At 40.6% G+C, this 20175-nt stretch carries 14 protein-coding genes; 10 read left to right on the forward strand and 4 right to left on the reverse strand.

Annotation, left to right across the window (positions count from 1 at the left end):
- Positions 1 to 86 precede the first annotated feature (86 nt).
- The 4 genes from LH29_RS10875 to LH29_RS10890 all read left to right on the forward strand — a co-directional run bounded on the left by LH29_RS10875 (position 87) and on the right by LH29_RS10890 (position 4938).
- A complete protein-coding gene (locus LH29_RS10875; protein WP_045029547.1) occupies positions 87 to 1712 on the forward strand; it encodes a PepSY-associated TM helix domain-containing protein in 1626 nt (541 codons plus the stop codon).
- A 68-nt stretch (positions 1713 to 1780) separates the two neighbouring features.
- Positions 1781 to 2569 carry a class I SAM-dependent methyltransferase gene (locus tag LH29_RS10880; protein ID WP_045029549.1) on the forward strand — a complete coding sequence of 263 codons (789 nt, stop codon included), beginning with the start codon at positions 1781 to 1783 and terminating at the stop codon, positions 2567 to 2569.
- A 237-nt stretch (positions 2570 to 2806) separates the two neighbouring features.
- Complete coding sequence (locus LH29_RS23805; protein ID WP_052670790.1) at positions 2807 to 3856, forward strand: helix-turn-helix domain-containing protein; 1050 nt, start codon at positions 2807 to 2809, stop codon at positions 3854 to 3856.
- Between the two features lie 47 nt (positions 3857 to 3903).
- Positions 3904 to 4938: a M20/M25/M40 family metallo-hydrolase gene (locus LH29_RS10890; RefSeq protein WP_045029551.1), complete on the forward strand. Its 1035-nt coding sequence runs from the start codon at positions 3904 to 3906 to the stop codon at positions 4936 to 4938.
- A gap of 60 nt (positions 4939 to 4998) precedes the next feature.
- Here the strand turns inward: LH29_RS10890 and LH29_RS10895 are convergent, their stop codons facing one another.
- Positions 4999 to 6243, reverse strand: a complete 1245-nt coding sequence (locus LH29_RS10895) for an ATP-binding cassette domain-containing protein (protein WP_052670791.1) — start codon at positions 6241 to 6243, stop codon at positions 4999 to 5001.
- Positions 6244 to 6473: 230 nt separating this feature from the next.
- Here LH29_RS10895 and LH29_RS10900 point away from each other — a divergent pair, with 230 nt between their 5' ends.
- On the forward strand, positions 6474 to 7070 hold the full coding sequence (locus LH29_RS10900) for a c-type cytochrome (RefSeq protein WP_045029554.1): 597 nt from the start codon (positions 6474 to 6476) through the stop codon (positions 7068 to 7070).
- 96 nt (positions 7071 to 7166) lie between these two features.
- Here the strand turns inward: LH29_RS10900 and LH29_RS10905 are convergent, their stop codons facing one another.
- Positions 7167 to 9224 carry an acetate--CoA ligase family protein gene (locus LH29_RS10905; RefSeq protein ID WP_045029555.1) on the reverse strand — a complete coding sequence of 686 codons (2058 nt, stop codon included), beginning with the start codon at positions 9222 to 9224 and terminating at the stop codon, positions 7167 to 7169.
- 113 nt (positions 9225 to 9337) lie between these two features.
- On the opposite strand from LH29_RS10905, the gene LH29_RS10910 reads away from it, so the two are divergent.
- On the forward strand, positions 9338 to 10150 hold the full coding sequence (locus tag LH29_RS10910; RefSeq protein ID WP_045029556.1) for a hypothetical protein: 813 nt from the start codon (positions 9338 to 9340) through the stop codon (positions 10148 to 10150).
- Between the two features lie 190 nt (positions 10151 to 10340).
- Entirely contained in the window at positions 10341 to 11318 is a 978-nt protein-coding gene (locus LH29_RS10915; RefSeq protein WP_045029557.1) for a hypothetical protein, read from the forward strand.
- 29 nt (positions 11319 to 11347) lie between these two features.
- On the opposite strand, the gene LH29_RS10920 is transcribed toward LH29_RS10915, so the two are convergent.
- A complete protein-coding gene (locus LH29_RS10920; RefSeq protein WP_045029558.1) occupies positions 11348 to 14707 on the reverse strand; it encodes a ligand-binding sensor domain-containing protein in 3360 nt (1119 codons plus the stop codon).
- Between the two features lie 242 nt (positions 14708 to 14949).
- Positions 14950 to 17097 (reverse strand): S46 family peptidase, encoded by a 2148-nt coding sequence (locus tag LH29_RS10925; protein WP_045029561.1) that lies wholly within the window; start codon positions 17095 to 17097, stop codon positions 14950 to 14952.
- 144 nt (positions 17098 to 17241) lie between these two features.
- On the opposite strand from LH29_RS10925, the gene LH29_RS10930 reads away from it, so the two are divergent.
- The 3 genes from LH29_RS10930 to LH29_RS10935 all read left to right on the forward strand — a co-directional run bounded on the left by LH29_RS10930 (position 17242) and on the right by LH29_RS10935 (position 20092).
- Entirely contained in the window at positions 17242 to 19038 is a 1797-nt protein-coding gene (locus tag LH29_RS10930) for a histidine kinase N-terminal 7TM domain-containing protein (RefSeq protein ID WP_045029564.1), read from the forward strand.
- Between the two features lie 170 nt (positions 19039 to 19208).
- Positions 19209 to 19352: a hypothetical protein gene (locus LH29_RS24600; RefSeq protein WP_157493666.1), complete on the forward strand. Its 144-nt coding sequence runs from the start codon at positions 19209 to 19211 to the stop codon at positions 19350 to 19352.
- A 440-nt stretch (positions 19353 to 19792) separates the two neighbouring features.
- Complete coding sequence (locus tag LH29_RS10935) at positions 19793 to 20092, forward strand: hypothetical protein (protein ID WP_045029566.1); 300 nt, start codon at positions 19793 to 19795, stop codon at positions 20090 to 20092.
- Positions 20093 to 20175: the final 83 nt, after the last annotated feature.

Below are 20175 nucleotides of genomic sequence, written 5' to 3' on the forward strand. Positions count from 1 at the left end.
GCAAGCGGTATGTTTTCCATTTTGTACCAATTGTTACAACACGAGTTGCAAATGTTAAACATATTTGCGCAACAAAGAACTACCGTATGGCCCGAAAAAATTGGATAAAGACCTTTAAGAAACTACATAAATGGCCGGCAATAATAATTGCCTTTATCGCCATTCTTTTTGCCGCATCAGGAATTGTAATGAACCACCGGCAACTGTTTTCCGGTGTTGATGTTTCCAGAAACCTGCTGCCCAAAAATTACCGCTACAAAAACTGGAACCTGGCGGCGGTTCGTGGTTCCGTTCAATTGGAAGGTGCCAATTTGCTGTACGGAAACATCGGTGTTTGGAAGACAGATGGTGATCTTCAAAAGTTTGAAGATTTTAACCAGGGATTTCCGAAAGGAATAGACAACCGGAAGATCTATTCCGTCATTCAGTTTAATGAGGAACTTTTTGCCGGAACACACCTGGGTTTATACAAACGAAGCAAAACAGACGGCTTCTGGCAAAAGCTGGAAATACCGGTGGATAAAGAACGTATTGCCGACCTGGAAATAAAAGACAATACCTTACTGGTACTTACACGGCATTATTTGCTGGAAAGTACTGATGGGCTAAATTTCAAAAAAATACAACTACCCGAGCCGGTAAACTATCAACGCAAAACCGGCTTGTTCAATACCTTTTGGGAATTACACAGCGGAGAGTTGTTCGGACTTGCAGGAAAACTGTTTGTCGACCTGCTGGGGCTGGTAACCATTCTGCTTTCAGTAACCGGGCTGCTGCACTTTTTCTTTCCAAAATGGATAAAACGAAGGAAGAAAAAAATCGGGGTTCAATTTGGAAAAGTTGATCACCCCCTTCCCTCTCTAGTGGGTAAGCGAAATCTGAAGATTTCTGAAGATGAAACGGGATCCGTTGAGAAACTGGTAAGGTTTAAAAAGCTTAACCTGAACTGGCATAACGTAGTGGGTTATGTATTTGCGCTGTTCCTGCTTATCAATACCTTTTCGGGGATGCACCTGCGTCCGCCCTTGTTAATTCCTATCGCCAACAAGCAAGTGAACATTATTCCGGGCACGCATCTCGACAGCCCGAATCCGTGGTTCGATAAGCTGCGCCGCATCCACTGGGATGCTGCCAACCAACGTTATATATTCTCTACCGTTGATGGTTTTTTCTTTGCTGATGAAAGCCTTAGCGACAAACTCATCCCTGCCCCGGTTCAGCCTCCGGTAAGTGTAATGGGTTGTAATGTACTGGAATCAATGGGCGATAACTACCTGATGGTTGGATCGTTTAGCGGTATGTTTGTTTGGAATACGAAAAACGGAATGATTGCCGACCTGTTTACCGGGAAGCCTTACCAAACCCCTCAAGGAATGGTGCGCCCTATCGGCGCCAACACCGTTGCCGGGTTTGTACAATCGGGGCACAAAAGCTGGTGGTTCGACTACAGCAGAGGTGCCATCGCACTCAATGCACAGAACGAGCCGGAGACGTTTGTAGCCATGCCAGATGAAGTACGTAAAGCTTCGTCCATGTCGTTGTGGAATGTGGCATTGGAAATACACACCGGCCGCATTTTCGAGCACCTGGTGGGCAGTTTCTATATTTTATTCGTTCCACTGGCGGGTATTTGCCTTATGCTGGTAATTATTAGCGGATTCTTCCTTTGGTGGATGGTATTTCGGAAAAAGAAAGAAAAGCGAAAAAAATAATATTTTATCTTAGCGATTAAATGAAAAGCTTCCGCTGAGGCTGATTATAAACGCACAATCGCTATCGAATGGATTATATCAATATCAATAAAAAACTTTGGAACCAAAAAACAGACGTTCATTACAAATCGGATTTTTACGATGTTGAAGCATTTGTAAAAGGAAAAGATTCATTAAATCCCATTGAACTTGATTTGTTGGGGAATATTGAGGGTAAAAAGATCCTTCACCTGCAATGTCATTTTGGGCAAGACACTATTTCCCTGGCACGGCACGGCGCAAAGGCAACCGGAGTTGATTTTTCGGAAAAAGCCATTGAAAAAGCCCGGGAGTTGAACGAACAGGTCGGAACCAACGCTCAGTTCATTCAAAGCGATGTGTACAAATTGCCCGAAGTATTGGATGAAAAATTTGATATCGTATATACTTCGTATGGTGTAATCGGCTGGCTCCCCGACATGATAAAGTGGGCTGCAATTATCGAACATTTCCTAAAACCCGGCGGGCAACTGGTGTTTGTTGAATTTCATCCCATCGTATGGATGTTCAGCTACGATTTTAAGCGGGTGGAGTTTGACTATATGGAATCGGACGCGATTGTAGAAGAACTGGAAGGCACATACACTAATAATGATGCGCCAATTAAGGGAAAATCGGTTTGCTGGAATCATGGTTTAAGCACCGTTATCGATTCGCTGATAAAAGCCGGCCTCACGATTACCGACTTTAAAGAATACAACTATTCGCCCTACAATTGCCTCGAAAATTTAGTTGAGGTTGAAAAAGGAAAATATAAAATTAAAGGATTGGAGAATAAGTTCCCATTGGTGTATTCGGTAAAAGCGGTAAAAAGCTAAGATCGTAAAACTCATCATCGAAAAGCTATTTTATGATTTCACTCCCTGTTTGATTTACATAGTATTTATTTCTATTATTGAACAATTTTAATCATAAGCGGAAATTAAGCTGGATAAAATGCGCTTACGCAATCGCCTGTAAACAAACAACTTCGCAGATGTGTCATAAAATTGTCGTAATGATTTTCAAAGAGAAATAATTGATTATTACTAGTTTTGCTTAACAAAAAGTAAACGATGCGCGATAATCAGTTAGCACAAAACATAAAAGCACTTCGAAAAAGAAAAGGGTACTCTCAGGAGGCTCTTGCTGAAATTTCAGGACTAAGTATCCGAACGGTTCAGCGAATTGAAAATGAAAATCGAAATCCTTCTGGAGATTCATTAAAAAGATTATCATCAGCCCTGGGTGTTTCTCCTGATTATCTGCTTGAGTGGGAACCCAACGAGAATTCCAATTTTTTATTAATTCTTGCCTTCTCTCCAATTCTGTGTGTAATAAATCCGTTTTTGGCCATTTTAGTCCCTCTGATATTGTGGTCAATACAAAAAAATAAAATCCGTGGTGTTAAACGTTTAGGTGAAAAAATCTTAAAAACACAGATCATCTGGCTGGTGATATTTTTTATTTTCAGAACAATAAACTTTCTTCGGTTGAAATATATTGTTAAAAACACCAACCAGTTCGTTGGCGATCAATGGGACTCATTTTTGGCCGATATTGAAACGCAATCGTACCTGAAAACATTTTTTATCGCAATAAACATTTTAATCATTTTATTTATGACTTACAAAACGTACCAAAACAACCAGAAAAATCAACCAAAACGCACTGTGAAAAACCCGAACATGAAATCTTATCTGTTTATAATCGTTATTCTTTTTTTTACTGCTTGTAATAATAAAAACCAAACTAATTCGCAGCGGTATATTGAACCCTGTGAATATTCAATAATGGGTTATCAGGTTAAAAATGTGGCTTATCATGACTCCGTGAAAAGTTTCTTAACCGACGACTCATATATTTCGGTTTCAGGCGATTCAACATTTACGATTACAAACAAACTGGGCGAATTTCTTTTTGATGGAAATAGCTTCGGTTATAAAATTATAAACGACTCACTGATTCTTTCGAACGACAAACAGCGGTCATCCTATAAAATACTGGAACTTAATCCAAACTCATTCAAGCTTGAAGTTGGCAATAAATATTTTAATCGAATTGATTTCATTAAACCGATAGAAAAAAGACGAAGAATTGAAACAGTTGTAGAAATTGAATATTAAAAGCGCACTACATTTGGATTCAGATCATTATTCCAGACACGTTGATCATGAAATTTATTAGAAAATTAAAGCGAACATTCAAATTTATACTTTACATTTTTCTCTTGTGGATTATTACGTTTATGGTAATAAATGGCAGTGCTTTAAAGGATATAGCAGCTTTCGGAATCAACTCGATAAACTATGAACAGAAGTCGAACGACACGATAAGCCACAATGGAAACTACAAGGTTCTGTATGACCTTGCGGCCCTAAACGGGGAAGAACAATTCGGAATTTTAGATTTTATGAACGTACCGAACGACTCGATATCCAAATTAAATACAAACAACAAAAGGATGTTTTATTTGATGAACTACCTGGATTCAATCGGAGTGAAGTATTCCAGCATGAGCGTACCCTATAAAAATGTAACAAATCCGACAAGTAACATTTTTATAAAACCAGGCTCGAGAAATGAATTTGTCCTGATTACGGCACACTATGATATTCTATTTCAAAATTTCCGACAATATGAAGGTGCGCTCGACAATTCCGGTTCTGTAGCTGTTTTGTTAAATGTAATTCAAAAAGTAAAGTCCGACCTAAAAGATAAAAATGTGGCATTTCTTTTTACCACCGAAGAAGAAAAAGGAGTAATTGGTGCCAGAAGATTTATTGAACATGCAAAAAAGCAAAACTATAAAATCACAAAGGTTATATGCCTTGATGGTGTTGGAAGAGGGAATTTAGCTGTAATGCACAATAGCAGAAGTGGATATGGATTGGTGTTCCGCGATTTATTTTTTAACTGGAAACTGTTTACCGGTAGTCGTTTTGTAAATAAACCTGAGTTTTCAGAAATTGATAAAACGGTAATTGATTTCATAAAATATAATATCAAACCTCTGAAATCATTTGTTTCGTCGACTGATACAAGAGTTTTTGAAGCAGAGCGAATTCCTTCAGTTCATTTAACCTCCGATGATATTCCGCATTTTTTGAATGTGGTGCATAAGTTTTCGGACCGTATTGACGGTTTACATCACAATTCACTAAAACAATGTGAAGATGTATTATGCGATTTTATAAATCAACTGTAAAATTTTAAGCCCGATTTTTACCTATTCAATTAGTACGGACTATAATCAGGCGTATAACACTTACATCACCACCTCTCCCACCGAACCATTCTCTGTGGGTTTCAGTTCAAAAACAAACGTGGGTTTTAAATCTGGCTCCGTACGGTGAGATACATAAAGAATGGCCGATTGACTTTCTGCCGCAATTTTATTGATTAGCGCCGACAGTAGCGCCGCACTTTTATCGTCGAGTCCGGTTGATGGCTCGTCGAGAATCAGCAGTGGCGGATGTTTTATCATGGCACGGGCAATCAGCACCATCCGGCGGTGCACCTGTGAAAGATCGACAAAAGCCCGGTTACCTTTATCGGCCAGTCCCAGCACCTTTAACCATTCGTTAGCAACATGTTTTTGTATTTCGCTTGGCCGATGATACAATCCAATGGAATCGTGAAAACCGGAGATTACCATTTGTTCGACGGTGTGGCGGCGTTTAAACAGTTCCATCATCGATGGCGTAAAATACCCAATCTTCTTTTTAATTTCCCAAACACTTTCACCCGTTCCTTTGCGGCGGCCAAACAATTCAATGTTCTGCCCAAAAGCTTTTGGATTATCCCCATTTATCATGGTTAAAATGGTGGTTTTCCCCGATCCGTTTGGTCCCTTTAATTGCCAAAATTCACCGGTTTTAATCGTCCAGTTGATCTTATTTAGTATTTGTCGTTCCCGGTATTTAACCGAAACATCGCTGAGTTTTATTAACTCGTTGTAGCTCACATCTTGCCCGTTCAAAGGCCCAGGAATTTCGATTGAAAAATGCATCTCCGCTTCCGGCTCATATTTTTCAAGGTATTGCTTTATTCCATCGGCAAAAACTACTTCTCCATTATCAACACGCATGGCATGTTTTATAAACGGCAACAGATCCGATTTTCGTTTAAACACCTGTATCACGGTCATTTTGTTGGCAATGCTTTCCAATTGTGCTTTTAGGTGCTTTACTGAAGCCACATCCAATGCATCAAATGGATTATCCAGAATAATAAAACCGGGCTGTTTGTCCATCAGAAATTCCAGTAGCGCCTTTTTTTGCTCTCCGCTCGACAAGGTGCGTATGCTGCGGCCATAACTTTTGGTCAACTCAAAATTATCATGCCTGAATTCTTCCTCGATAAATTTCGCCAGCGTTGTATTTGAAAACAACACTCCCCTTTTTCCTTTTAATTCAGGAAAATGCTCCGAACACTCCCCTTTCAGAAGCTGTTTTATAAAGGTCGAATCCATCGCCAGATCATCGCCATTTAAGGCCACATGTTTATGCATACACTTGTATTTTCAATACGCCAAATTAGAAATATCTGATCAATTCCAAGGATGAACTACCCACATTCCAGTAAATCCTTTTTAACATTTTATTTTGAATTAATCTTAATAAGGTGTAAATTGATTTCCATTATCCCGCTGCACATTTTTTAAACCAAAAAAACATCCAAAATCAGCCTGCTTTAGTGGAATGGGAAACTATTTATGAAATATAATTTAAAGTAAGAACTATGAAAAAAAACAATTTTGTCTTGCTGATTTTTGGAGCCATGTGCCTGGCCCTTGTTAATTTTTCGTGCACCAACGGATCGAAACCGGCGGCAGCTGAAGCTTACCCCGCCGAATTAACCGGTGAAGAACTGGTGGCTCGTGGCCAGTACCTGGTAACAATAATGGGTTGTAACGATTGCCATTCGCCCAAACAAATGGGCGCCAACGGGCCGGAGCTAATTCCCGAGTTGCTGTTATCGGGCTACCCGGGAGACCGCCCAATACTCGATTTAAATACAGAAATGACCGCGCAGGGTTTTGCCACCTTTTATCCCGATTTAACAGGTAGTGCAGGGCCATGGGGGATGTCGTTTGCCGCCAACCTCACGCCCGATGATACAGGTATTGGCACCTGGAGCGAAGAACAGTTTAAAAAAGCAATGAAAGAAGGTAAATTTAAAGGCCTTGACGGAACCCGAAAACTTTTACCACCAATGCCGGTTGAAAATTTCAGGGATATAAAAGACGAAGATGTCTCGGCTATTTTTGCCTATCTGAAAAGTCTGCCACCGGTTAAAAACGTAGTTCCGGCAGCTATTCCTCCCGGTGAGCTGTAGACGTATTTAGACTATCATTATAAACCAGAAAGTCACGAAGAACATTAAGATTTTGAGTCTTAATCTTCGTGACTTTCTGTTCATTGCAGCCATTTTTTAATGTTCTATCCGGATACGGGCATCAACAGCCATAATTTCCTGTTCGTTACCCAACAGCGGATTAATGTCAATCTCTTTTATCTCGGTGGCAAAACGCAGTAGCCACGACAGGCGCACAATAATATCCAAATACTTATCGATATTCACTCCTGCCTGTTTGCGAAATCCCTTTAGTATTTTGTACGATTTCAGACTGGTAACCATCGAACGTGCTTCGCTGTGTGTAAGGGGCGCCAGACCCGAGGCCACATCTTTCATCACTTCCACATAAATACCGCCCATTCCGCACAAAACAACGTGCCCGAAAGTTTCTTCGTAAGTAGCTCCCAAAAACAGTTCGGTGCCTGCAGCCATCTGGGCAATCAAAATTCCTTCGGTTCCTTCGATCTGAAACAGGTGATGAAACTCTTTGCGTACCTGGGTAACATTCCGAACATTCAGGATTACGCCGCCAACTTCGGTTTTATGTACCGGCCCAACCACTTTCATTACCACCGGAAAACCGATGTTCATGGCAGCCAGCACTGCTTCCGACTCCGATTTAGCCACCATTTCTTTCACCCGTGGAATGCCTGCCAAATCAAACAGTTTATGAATCACTTCCGGTGGCTGGTAGCCATTTTTCGTCCCGGCAATTACGGCCTTAACTGCCTCCGGATCAATACCCTGCGAATCTTCTCTTTCTGCAACAGGCTGTGGCGTATTCATAACCTTTGTTAACGCTCGTCCCAGCAACACTTCGTCGGGGAAATTTACATTGCCCCGCGATAAAAAGTGGGCAACATCGTCTTTTACGTTTATAATCGATGGAAGAATCGGGTAAATTGGTTTTTTACAAACCTTCATTTTTTCGGAAAGCACATCGTAAACATCGCCAATCGGAAATAATCCCGGGCTTCCGAAAATCACCGCCATTCCGTCAACATCAAAATCATTCTCGCAGGCATCGATAATATGTCCCAGCTGTTCTGCGGTTCCTGTTGCCAGAAAATCGATGGGGTTTTCCACCGATGATCCGGGAAACAATTTTTGCAGCAAAGCAGTTTTTGCTTCCGAATCAGCTATCTCCGGAATTTTTAATCCACCGTCTTCCAAGGCATCGGTAAGCATAACACCGGGTCCACCGGCATGTGTTATAATTGCCAGTTTCTCTCCCTGCAGTTCTTTACACATAAACACACTGGCAACGGTTGTTAATTCCTCGCGACCATAACAACGCACAATTCCGGCTTTGCGGAACAAGGCCTCTACAGCGGCATCCGAACTGGTAAGTGCCCCGGTGTGCGACGATGCTGCACGGCTTCCGGCCGATGAACTTCCGGCTTTAATAGCAGCGATTTTGCATCCTTTTTTAATTAACGAAGTGGCGTGATACAGCAATTTATCGGGATCATTAATATTCTCGATATAAAGCAACTTTACACGCGGACTTTCCCCATCAACATAGTGTTCATCGAGGTAGGGTAAAACATCTTCAACGCCGGTTTGTGCGCTATTCCCGACAGAAAAAACACTGGCAAAACGTAAACCTTTCGGAATTCCCGATTCCATAATAAAAACGGCTGTGGCTCCCGAACCGGAAATAAAATCGCAACCTTCGGAAGTCAGCTCAGGAATAGGCGTGGTAAATACGCTGGCATGCCAGGGTGTCATCACGCCAATACAGTTTGGCCCTATCAAACAAGCATCGTGCTCCTCAACAACCTTTACAATTTGCTGTTCGAGTTCTTTACCCGCTTCATTGGTTTCGCCAAACCCTGCCGAAATGATAATAAAAGCTTTGGTGTTATTCTGCTCCGCCAGGTCGGTAATGGTTTGCAAACAATATTTGGCGGGAATGGCCAAAATAGCCAAATCAACCTCCGGAAGCTCCGCCACATCGGGAAAAGCCGGAATTCCCTGAATTTTTGATTCGTTGGGATTGATAGCAAAAAGATCGCCTGCAAAATGGTTATCCAGCAGGTTTTTAATAATCTTTCCACCGGGTTTTGCAATATTATTCGATGCACCAACAACCACAATACTGTTGGGTCTGAGCAGTTTTTCGTTAATCATAGTTCGCGCTTTAGCAGCATAAAAGTAGGTAAATACATGTTAACCTTTCCTGATTTTTTTCAACATCAAATAAAAGCATGGCTTAAAACCTTATTTTTACGTGAAAAACAAGAATGACCGTTAGCAAAGAGCAGAAAATAGTTGTGTTTACCGAGCTGAAAGATTCGGATCAGGGCCTGATCGTTCATGGATTAAAACTGGCTTCTATTTTCAAAAAAGAGCTTTGTTTACTCTATAACTACCGCCCAAAACAAAAAAAGCAGCACGATGAATTTAAGCAAAAATTGCAGAATTATGCGGCCATTGTAAAACAGGAAGTCCCGAAACAGAAAGTTTCAACACTTTTGTTATCCGAGAGTCAAACGCAGCTTACCGATCTGCTTGCCGAAGATTATGAGGCCATAATCGTGGTAGTAAATTCGCTGAATTTTAAAGACTATTCAACCGCGCTTGCAGAGACTTCAATTCCTTTTTTGTTTGTTCACCCCGTGTCGAAAATTATGGATTACAACCACCTGCTACAACCCATTGACCTGCGCAAAGAAATAAGCGACAGTTCGCTGTGGTGCTCGTATTTTGGCCGGTTTAATGCAGCCCAAATCGTTACCATTTCGGCAAACGACAAAACCCGGGAAGCCAAACAGAATGTATTGAAAAATACAGAACTGACGCGTAAATTGTACGAAAAGTTTAAGATCGTACATAAACGTTTTAGAGGAAGCAAATCGAGTTTACGCAATGTTTTTGAAGCGCTTGAGCTGGCCCTTGCTTCCGATTGTAACTTGCTGGTAATTTTGGGAAGTTCGAATATTACCCCGCTTGACTTGCTGATTGGATTGCCCGAAAGAAAGGTGATTAAAGGAGCCGGGAAACTACCTGTTATGGTTATCAATCCACGCAAAGACAACTATATTTTGTGTGACTAAGTTAGTTAGCAGTCGCAGTTTCCAGTCTCAGATTAACAATTTGGCAGTATGTTCTCGCTGGGATGAAAAGTTGAAGTCGCAGTTTTCAGTCACAGATTACAGTTCTTCAGCTGAACAGTTTAACAATTTAACCGCTTTTCAATTTATCAATTGACGAAGCTTTTATTACTTTCGCAACAAACATTTCAGAATGAAAAAAACGCTACTCTTACTACTGATATTTATGGGATTTTTAGCCCACGCTCAGGAATTTAAATACCAGGTATTATTTGAAGGTATTGGCGATAACCGCGAGTTTTCGCCGCCTTATGCCTACCCGCAAACCATTATGGGAAGCCGCGGTGCCTTTGAGGTAGGTGTTGATATCGACAACCATCACTTGCGCGGAGGATTAAGCCACTTGCTGGAATTTGGCAGCGATTTGGATGCACAAAAAACAAAACTGACTTTGTATTACCAGTTTCAGGATGAAAACAAATTGTTTGCTTTTGGAGCCTTTCCGCGCCGCGATAAAATTGATTTTCCGCTGGCCATGCTAACGGACACTTTACAATATTATCAACCCAATATTGAAGGTCTGTATGGAAAAATAAGCTGGGACTGGGGCCATCAGAATGGTTTTGTTGACTGGGTTGGCCGCCAAACCGAAACACAACGCGAGCAGTTTATGGCCGGATTTTCAGGCGAAATCTTTTTTAAAAACCTGTTTTTGCAGAATTACCTTTTGATGTTTCACAATGCCCACACGCTGCACAACGATCCGCCATTACATATTGAAGATTATATGGGATTTGCCCTTCAGGCAGGCGTTCGTACACCTGAAACCATTGCTGTTCAGGGAGATTTAAAAATGGGAATGCTTACATCGCAATATCGCGAGCGAAATGTTACCGATGGTTACGAAACAGCCACCAGCTTTTTCGCCGAAGCCAATATGCGTTATAAAAACCTTGGCGTAAAATCGGTAATGAGTTTGGGTGCCGGACATAAATTTGCTTATGGCGATCCGTATTACCGGGCAAAAAACTATTCGCGTACCGACCTAATCTGGTATTTTATCAATCACGAAAAGATAAGAGGAAAATTTAACGTGTCAATGCATTTTGTTGACTGGGATACGCTTGATCAACAGCAGCAACTTTCCATTATTTACGTTTTTGGCAATTAACTGACACCAAGGAATTCGCAGACTTGATTTTATTGTTCCCCCTTAATTGTAAAAAAGAAGGTACTTCCTTTTCCGGGTGCGCTTTCAACCCAAATATCGCCGTTATGGTTGGTTATAAAATCTTTGCATAAAGAAAGTCCGAGCCCAACCCCTATCTCGCCGTTTGTGCCTTCTGCAACATTTATATTCATGTCATCACTAAAAATGGCGGCTGCATATTCGGGCTGCATTCCAACACCAAAATCTTTTACCGAGAACTGTACCGTATCCTCCACTGTTTGAACCGCATTTATAATTATACTGCTTTCTCTGTTGCTAAATTTTATGGCATTCATCAACAGGTTTCGCAAAATAAGCATAATCATGTTCCTGTCGAAGTATATTGCCAGCTCCTGATTCTCAAGCTTATTTTCAATTTTTATCTGTTTTTTCAATGCCGTTGACGAAACTTCAACCATAACATTTGAAAAGATTTCGGCAATGTTTATACGCTCCGGTTTAAATTCAATTTTTTTGTCCTGGCTTCTGGCCCAGTGCAGCAAACTGTTCAGCAAATCAAAAGCATTGTGCGACGATTCGTGTATATGCTTTATTATCTCCATTCTGTTTTCCTCATCCATGCTTTGGTGCCCTTCTTTTAACACATCCGAGAAACCTAAAATTGCATTAAACGGATTTATAAGATCATGGGCAATTATGGAGAAAAGTTTGTCTTTTGTAGCATTCGCCGTGGTTAGCTCAGTATTTAATTGAGAGAGGTTTTCTGCCACTTCAGCAATTTTATTTGCCTGTGTTTCAATTTGCTGTTTTTGCTGATTTAGCAAGGTGTTTTTTTCGTGGAGTTTCTCTTTCTGAAGCTCCAACAAACGGTTTTTATCGTTTAGTACCTTGGTTCTGTTTTGCACTAATTCTTCCAGTTTGTGCTTTTCAGCCTTAAGCATAGCCACGCGATACCTGAAAATTACAATCACCAGAAAAACAAGGAATATAATTATGCCTGAAATAAACCACCAGGAAAACCACCATGGCGGTTGAATTTCCACTTTCACCAATGCTCCCTCGTTATTCCATACACCGTCGTTATTTGCCGCTATAACCCTAAACACATAATTTCCATGTGGCAGGTAATTGTATGTTACATCAGGATGATTGGTTTCAATCCAATCATCTTCAAGTCCCTCAAGTTTGTACTTAAATTTATTTTTTACGTTATCCACGTAGTTGGTTGATGAAAATTCAAAACCGATGGTGTTTTGGTTGTGTTTCAAATTTATTTCATCGATGAACAAGGGGCTCTTTTCCAGCATTTCATTTTCTCCAAACTTCTCCACTTTCTTATGCTGTAGGAAAATTCCACTGATATATACATCGGGCACCTCGGTGTTTAAAACCAGTTTCTCCGGATCAAAAGCGGCGATTCCTTCATCTCCTCCAAAAAACAGCACATTCTCTGCATTTTTAGCACTACACCCCGGTTTAAATCTACCGGGAGGAAGTCCGTCCGCTTCATCAAGGTTAGTGATTAATTTTTCGGTATCAGGATTAAAACCAGTTACTCCGGTAACTGAACCCACCCACAAATTTCCGTTTTGATCTTCTTCTACAGAACAAATATTCTGCACCGGAAACCCGGGATCAACCCGATAAAAATCATCAGTTTCCGGGTTGTATTTGCACAATCCCGAGAATGTGCCAATCCAGATACGCTTTTTTGAATCTTCGAACAAACAATTGATGTAATCGTTGGGAATTGTATTGGAATATTCCGGTACATGGTAGTAGGTTTTGAATTTTTTGTCCCCTTTTTTCAAAACACTAATTCCACTGGGTGTTGCTACCCACAGATTTTCATCCGAATCAAGCAGAAGCTGGAATGGCCAGTCACTTGATAATTCGTTTTTCGCAACGTTGTAATTATAGAATTTTTGCTCCTTATAATTAAAATAATCAATTCCCTTTCCATGCGTTATCACCCAGAAATTACCATCGGCATCTTCCTGTAGTCCCCTGATGTCGTTATTCGAAATTGATAATGAATCAGACGGATCGTTCATATAAGTGATAAAATTGTCGTTCTCGGGGTCGTAGCACTGCAGGCCTCCGAGATTGGTACCCACCCACATTCTGTTTTTACTGTCGTTGTATAAACACAGAACGGCTCCCAGCCCCAGGCTGTTGGCATCATTCAGGTTGGAATGATAAACTCTGTGCTGTTTATTCTTAAAATCAAAAACATCAACACCATCATTACCATTTCCAATCCAGCACACGTTATTCGCATCGAAAGCGATCACAGAGATATTATTATTAATCGTATGCCAGAAATTTGCCCGGTTTTCATCATAAACGCTTATCCCCTTCGCCGGATATCTTAGTCCTACACCACTGAGCGCATTTACCGTCCAGTAATTTCCCTGTTTGTCCTGAAGTATTTGAGAAGGAAATTCTTCAATCAGTTCTCCTGAACTATTAAGGCTTTCTATGTTCGCAAAAGTATCGGATGTTTTATCATACTTTCGCAATCCACCTAAATCGCAAACCCAAACATTTTTTTGATTGTCGATATAGGTCGACAACACATAATCGGAATAGGTATTGTCTGTTCCATAACGTGTTATTTCAAGGGTTTTGGTGTTTAAAACATTAATACCGCCTCCATAGGTCGCTATCCACAGTTTCGAAGTTCGATCGTAAGAAATATCGTGAATACTGTTGTTACTTATACTTCTGCTATCTGTTTTTTCGGCAACAAAACTTCTACTTGTCCCATCCGTGGTGTTAAAATAAATCAAACCCCGGTTTTCTGAAGCAATCCAGATGTTATTGTTTTCGTCGAAAAGAAAGTCTGTAATCCTGAGTTCGGGATTGTGGTATATAATTTCTTGTTTATTTTGCTGCTGATCGATACTGTAAATTGATCTTTCTACTGCTATATAAATCTTGTTATTTTGATCCTGGTTTATAACCGAAATTTGATGAAACTCATCATCCTCCAATTCAAATCCATTCAGAATACGGTTAAAGTTATCCAGATACGGATTGTAGGTGCATACTCCCCTCATTGATATCACCCAAAGCAAACCTGACTGATCGATAAACAGTTTCTGAATACGGTTATCGTATAAACTGGTACTATCTGTTCCTCCCGATAAATAGCTGGTTAAATTGTTTCCTTTAAGGCAATACAATCCGTCGTTGGTTCCAATCCAGATAAAACCATTATCATCCTGAACAATACATGTACTGTTTTTGCTCTTAAATTCTTTATCCGGAATCGGATCTGCATATATCAGGTCGATGTTTTCGGCAAACGAAACCACAGGAATAATGATTGTACAAAACAGTAGGAGAATTTTAGCCCAATATTTTTTCTTAATCAGTTTTATCATATAAACCCCACTCTTAGCAATTTAAAAGTTAGCTGGTTTCGGCTTCTTTGTTGAAAGTCCCCTTCAAACATCCCGGTATTTTTTATCCCTTCCCGATTGAATAAAAAATTACCATCGATGTACACACAGGTCGAACACAAAAATATTCCATTTTTTAAAAGTCAGGAGGTTAAAACGGATGATATTGCCTTCAAAAAAGATTAAAAATTGGTGTTAGAGCCTAATCCAAAACGACTGTTTATTTATTTCACAATCTCCATTTCATCCAGTAAATAACCCGCTCCGGCGAACTTATCGATAATAAAAAGAGCATACCGAATGTCGATTGAAATATTACGGCAGCGCTCCGGGTCGTACATGATGTCGCTCATGGTTCCTTCCCAGCAACGATCGAAGTTCACCCCGATTAACTCGCCGTTACCGTTTACAACAGGGCTGCCCGAGTTACCACCGGTGGTATGATTTGAGGCCGTAAAACAAACCGGTACATCGCCGTTTACTTCGTACTGGCCAAAGTCTTTTGTCTGATAAAGCTCCTTTAAACGATCCGGTACATCGTAGTCGTAAATCTCAGGATTGTCTTTTTCCATTATCCCGGTCAGCGTTGTATAGTATTTGTATTTCACTCCGTCTTTTGGCTCATAACCTTCCACTTGTCCGTAGGCCACACGCAAGGTAAGGTTGGCATCCGGGTAAAAGGCCTGTCCCTTTTTCATTTCCATCAATCCGGCCATGTACACTTTCATGTTATCGTCGATTGATTTGCTGATCTTCCGAACCTCGGGAATAATATCCTTTTCGTAAATAAAGTTTAGTTGATTGTACATCGCAATCAACGGATCCTTGCGCAGTTTCAACAATTGTTTTTCCGATCCGTTTTTCAGCAGGTCTTCCAGCTTTTCGCGATCGGTTAATATCGATTTCTGATAAACTTTTTTAATAAGTTTCTCCCGGTCGTTCTGCTTAATTGTTTCCACCACTTCGGCAGGTAAAAACGAGGCATCGAGGCCATTAATCAGCTCGGGCATAAGTGCGGCAAACAAATCGTCATCGGTTGGCTGGTTAAAATCCTTATAAAATCCGGGAAGCCCGTTAAGCATAGCCGAACGAATACTTTCGGCTCTTTCACCCTGGTCGTTCTCAATGTTATTAATGATAGAATTGACGGTACGTGCCTGCTTAAACACCTCTACTCCGCTTATTACAATTTCGCGGTAGTAATCGTATGCTTTTATGTATGTTGCATAGTCGGTGTACAGCTCTTCAAATGCATTAAAAACCGGTTCGTATGTGTTATCCCAGGTGTTGTTTTGCTGTGTCCATTTTTTGAATTCTTCTTCGTAAGCCAGCTTTTTATTTACGGCATCGAGGCGTTTTAAACCTTTAATTTCGCCCTGCCATTTTTTCCACGAATTGCTTATCGACTGATATTTTGCCGCGTACTGAATACGAATTTTCGGATCCGATTCCATATCGCCGCCAATAATATCAAGCTTTATGTCGCGCAGCATTATGCGGTCCGGATCGCGTTGGTTCATGGTTACATCAACCGCCTGGTGTGGCCAGTATTGCATGGTGGTTCCGGGGTTACCAAAAACCATTGTAAAATCGCCGGGCAGGATACCTTTCATCGAAACCGGGAACGATTTTTTGGGTTTAAACGGCACATTATCGGGCGAATACTCTGCCGGTTCGTTGTTCTCATCGGCATAAATACGGAACAGCGAAAAATCGCCGGTGTGCCGTGGCCACATCCAGTTGTCGGTATCGCCGCCAAACTTGCCAATGGCCGATGGTGGTGCACCTACCAAACGCACATCTTTATATACTTTATAAACGTAAAGGAAATACTGGTTGCCATAAAAAAGCGGTTTTACCGACGCGGTAAATTTCCCGTCGTTACGGGCTTCTTTAATAATGCGATCGGTATTTTCATTTATCTTTTTGTCTGCTGCTTCGCCATCCAGGTTTTCGGTTCCTGCCAGTACCTTGTCGGTAACATCTTCCATGTATTCCAGAAAACTTACCGTTAATCGTTCGTTGGGCAGTTCTTCGTCGCGGCTCATGGCCCAAAAACCGTTGGTAAGGTAATCGTGTTCTACCGTGCTGTGCGACTGAATCTGGCGATATCCGCAGTGGTGGTTGGTAATCAGCAAACCTTCATCCGATATCAGTTCTCCGGTACATCCGCCGCCAAAAATTACTACGGCATCTTTCATGCTCGAATGGTTTACATCGTAAATATCGTCGGCAGTGAGTTTAAAACCCATTTCCTGCATCTCTGCCAGGTTGTATTTTTCCAGCAGAATCGGTATCCACATGCCTTCTTTAGCCGAAAGCTGAAACAAACTAAAACCAAGTAACAATAGCAACAAACTCTTCTTCATCATCTTAAAAAAATTTTAAAGCGTCAAAGAGAATAAAAATGCGGAAATTAAAAAATGATTTAAAACATTTTGAAGACAGATTTGTCATATACCTGACAGGATGCCTTAAAAAAGTTAATTTTGTGCAACTAGCAACAAATACTGAGTATGATTGATTTTTTACCGAGTAACAGTCTGATTCAATTACTAACGGCTTTTACTGCAATCGGAACAAGTATCCTCCTTTGGAAATTCAGAAAAGCTATTGAGGTACGCTTTCTGATTTTACTCGAAATTTTTGTTGCAATTTGGGCATTTTGTTACGCACTTGAATTTGGAACTACCGTTTTGGAAGAAAAAGTTCGTTACTCGCAAATGTCGTACCTGGGCATTGCATTTATTCCGCTTACTTACTTCTTTTTTACCACCTCTTACAGCCAGAAATTTCGCTTGGTAAATAAACGTAGTATTCTTATTACGCTTTTGATTCCGATAATTACGCTGATTCTGGTGTTTACCAACGACAAACACGGGCTTATCTGGAAAGATTACACCCTGGACAGCAGCGCCAATATGTTGTATTACAAACATGGTATTTGGTTTTGGTTTTTCGATATCTATGCGTTTACGCTGATTGCATGGGGGATTTTTAACCTGGTTAGTTCAATTTCAAACTTTACGAGCTTTTACAAAAAACAAATTCGTATACTAATCGTTGCCTCGCTTATTCCGGTAATTGCCAACCTGATGTATATTTTTAATATTAATCCGGTTCCGGGTTTCGACTGGACTACCGTTTCGTTTGTTTTAACCGGGTTGATTATTGCTTTTGGCATATTCCGCTTTAAAATATTTGAACTAATACCGGTTGCACGCGAGAAACTGCTGAACACCATGAATGAAGGTGTTTTGGTAATAAACAGAAACGGGATTATTGAAGAAGCCAACCCTGCACTGATACAAACTTTTGGGCTGAACGAAAAAACATGCATACATTCCAACTTTGTGCAAACCTTTGAACAGTTTCCTGAAATTATTAAGCTTCTGCAGTCGGATGACGATCGGTTTACCGACTTTGAAATGCAACGCAATAAACAATCATTTTATTACCAGATACGGATTACATCGCTACACAACCAACTGGGAAAACTTAGCGGAAAACTGATGGTTTTAAGCGATGTTTCGTCGATACGCAGGACTAAAAATCAGCTTACCAAAAAGAACAACCTGCTAAAAGAACAAAACAGACGTAACGAAAAACTAATCGACGATTTGGATGCTTATGCCCATACTTTGGCTCACGATCTGAAAAACCCCTTAAGCGTAATCTTTTCATCAAGCGATATAATATTAGCCGCTGCTGAAGAGGGCGACATGGAAACGATTAAGGAATTTTCGGCGGTGATAAAAGAATCGTCGGCTAAAACCATAAGCGTAACCAACGAGCTGTTAAAAATGGCCACAGCCGGGCACGAAGATGTTGAAACCGCACCAATTGAAATGGAACAGGTATATACGGCAGCACTGGCGCAAATTACCGATAATATTCTCGATTACAAGGCTAGCATTGAAGTAGAAAACAGCTGGATAAATGCGCAGGCCTACGCACCGTGGATTGAGGAAATTTGGATAAACCTGTTATCGAATGCGATGAAATACGGTGGTGTTCCGCCACAAATTAAAGTGGGTTGCGAACTTAACGGACAAGGAATGGTAAAATACTGGGTGAAAGACAATGGCGATGGTATTCCGAAAGATCAGCACATAAACGTATTCCGGAAACATACGCGTTTGCAACCCGATAAAGCCGGCGGTTACGGACTTGGGCTATCGATTGTAAAACGTATTATCGAAAAGCTGGGTGGGAAAGTAGGTGTTGAAAGTAGCGGCGAAAAAGGCGGAGGCTCGCTGTTCTATTTTAAACTTCCGGCGGTAAGGGTTGAAGCACTTCATGAGGCGCGATAGTATTTCCCAAATATCATCGTGAAAAAGAATTGACCGTATAGAATAATCAGGCGCCTCTCCCATTCTCACAACTACAATCCCTTTACCCGGTAAATAGTATTACTTGTACAGCCTTCGCCCAAATAGCCGGGGTTTTATCGTTTACGGAACGAAAACCTTCCTGTTGTGCAATGCCTGCCCAAAGTATTTTGGGTAATGGCGAAAACACTACCGGGAAGGTATCGACAAAGCCGGTTAAAGCTACCCGAACCATTTTTACACCCGGTATCGGGCTGAAAAATCAGCTAAAAAAACTGAAGTACGAAAAGGCCTGAAAACAGGGCTTTCCAGAAGCATACAAAAAACACGCTACGTTTTTGTAAAAATGTAGTGTGTTTTTTAAAAAAAGACGTGTGTTTTTTGTGAAAATGTAAGCATGTTTTTTTCAGCTTTCATTTAAAGTTTGAAAAGCCCTTTTTACTTGAATGCATTTTTGCCACATTTTACCTTACCCGAATCAGCAGATTCGGGAAGTAAACCAATGTTGTTTTACATTTTTATTATGCTAACTTTAAGCTCCGAATAAAAACCATAGCCGTTGAATACGCGCCCTGACATAACAGATAAAAAATTAGTAAGCATAATATGTGTTGTTATCACCCCGATATGGAGGTATAACAACACCTTTTATCGCGCTATAAGCGATATAACAGCAATGATGATGTAGAATAGTTATCAGCAATACTGAACGAAAACAACTATATTATAAAATGTTATGACAAGCGGGAAAACACAAGAAGATATAAAACTAATACTTGGTAGTGTCAGAGCGCTTTGGGGTATGGTGACACCTAATCTACGTTCTGTCTCTGTCGAATTACAAGATGAAACCATATTTTGGCAATGTATTTTTGATGAGGAAGCATCCGACGATGATTTGAGATTAATGAATGATGCCTCAGCTGAGTTAATTGCTGACTTTGACACGAATAAAATTGAAGAGAAAATATTGAGAGTATCATTCCCCAGAGAGATGATTCATTTAAAAAATTTAATCTATTTAAGAAAGGAATAAATAGTACTGCTGGTAACAAATTGGAATATGGCAGGCGGGGGTTTTAGCGGTCTGACAAATCAGACCTTGCGCCCACTCTCCTG

Origin of the sequence: Draconibacterium sediminis (genome assembly GCF_000949475.1) — a bacterium.
GTDB classification, from domain to species: domain Bacteria; phylum Bacteroidota; class Bacteroidia; order Bacteroidales; family Prolixibacteraceae; genus Draconibacterium; species Draconibacterium sediminis.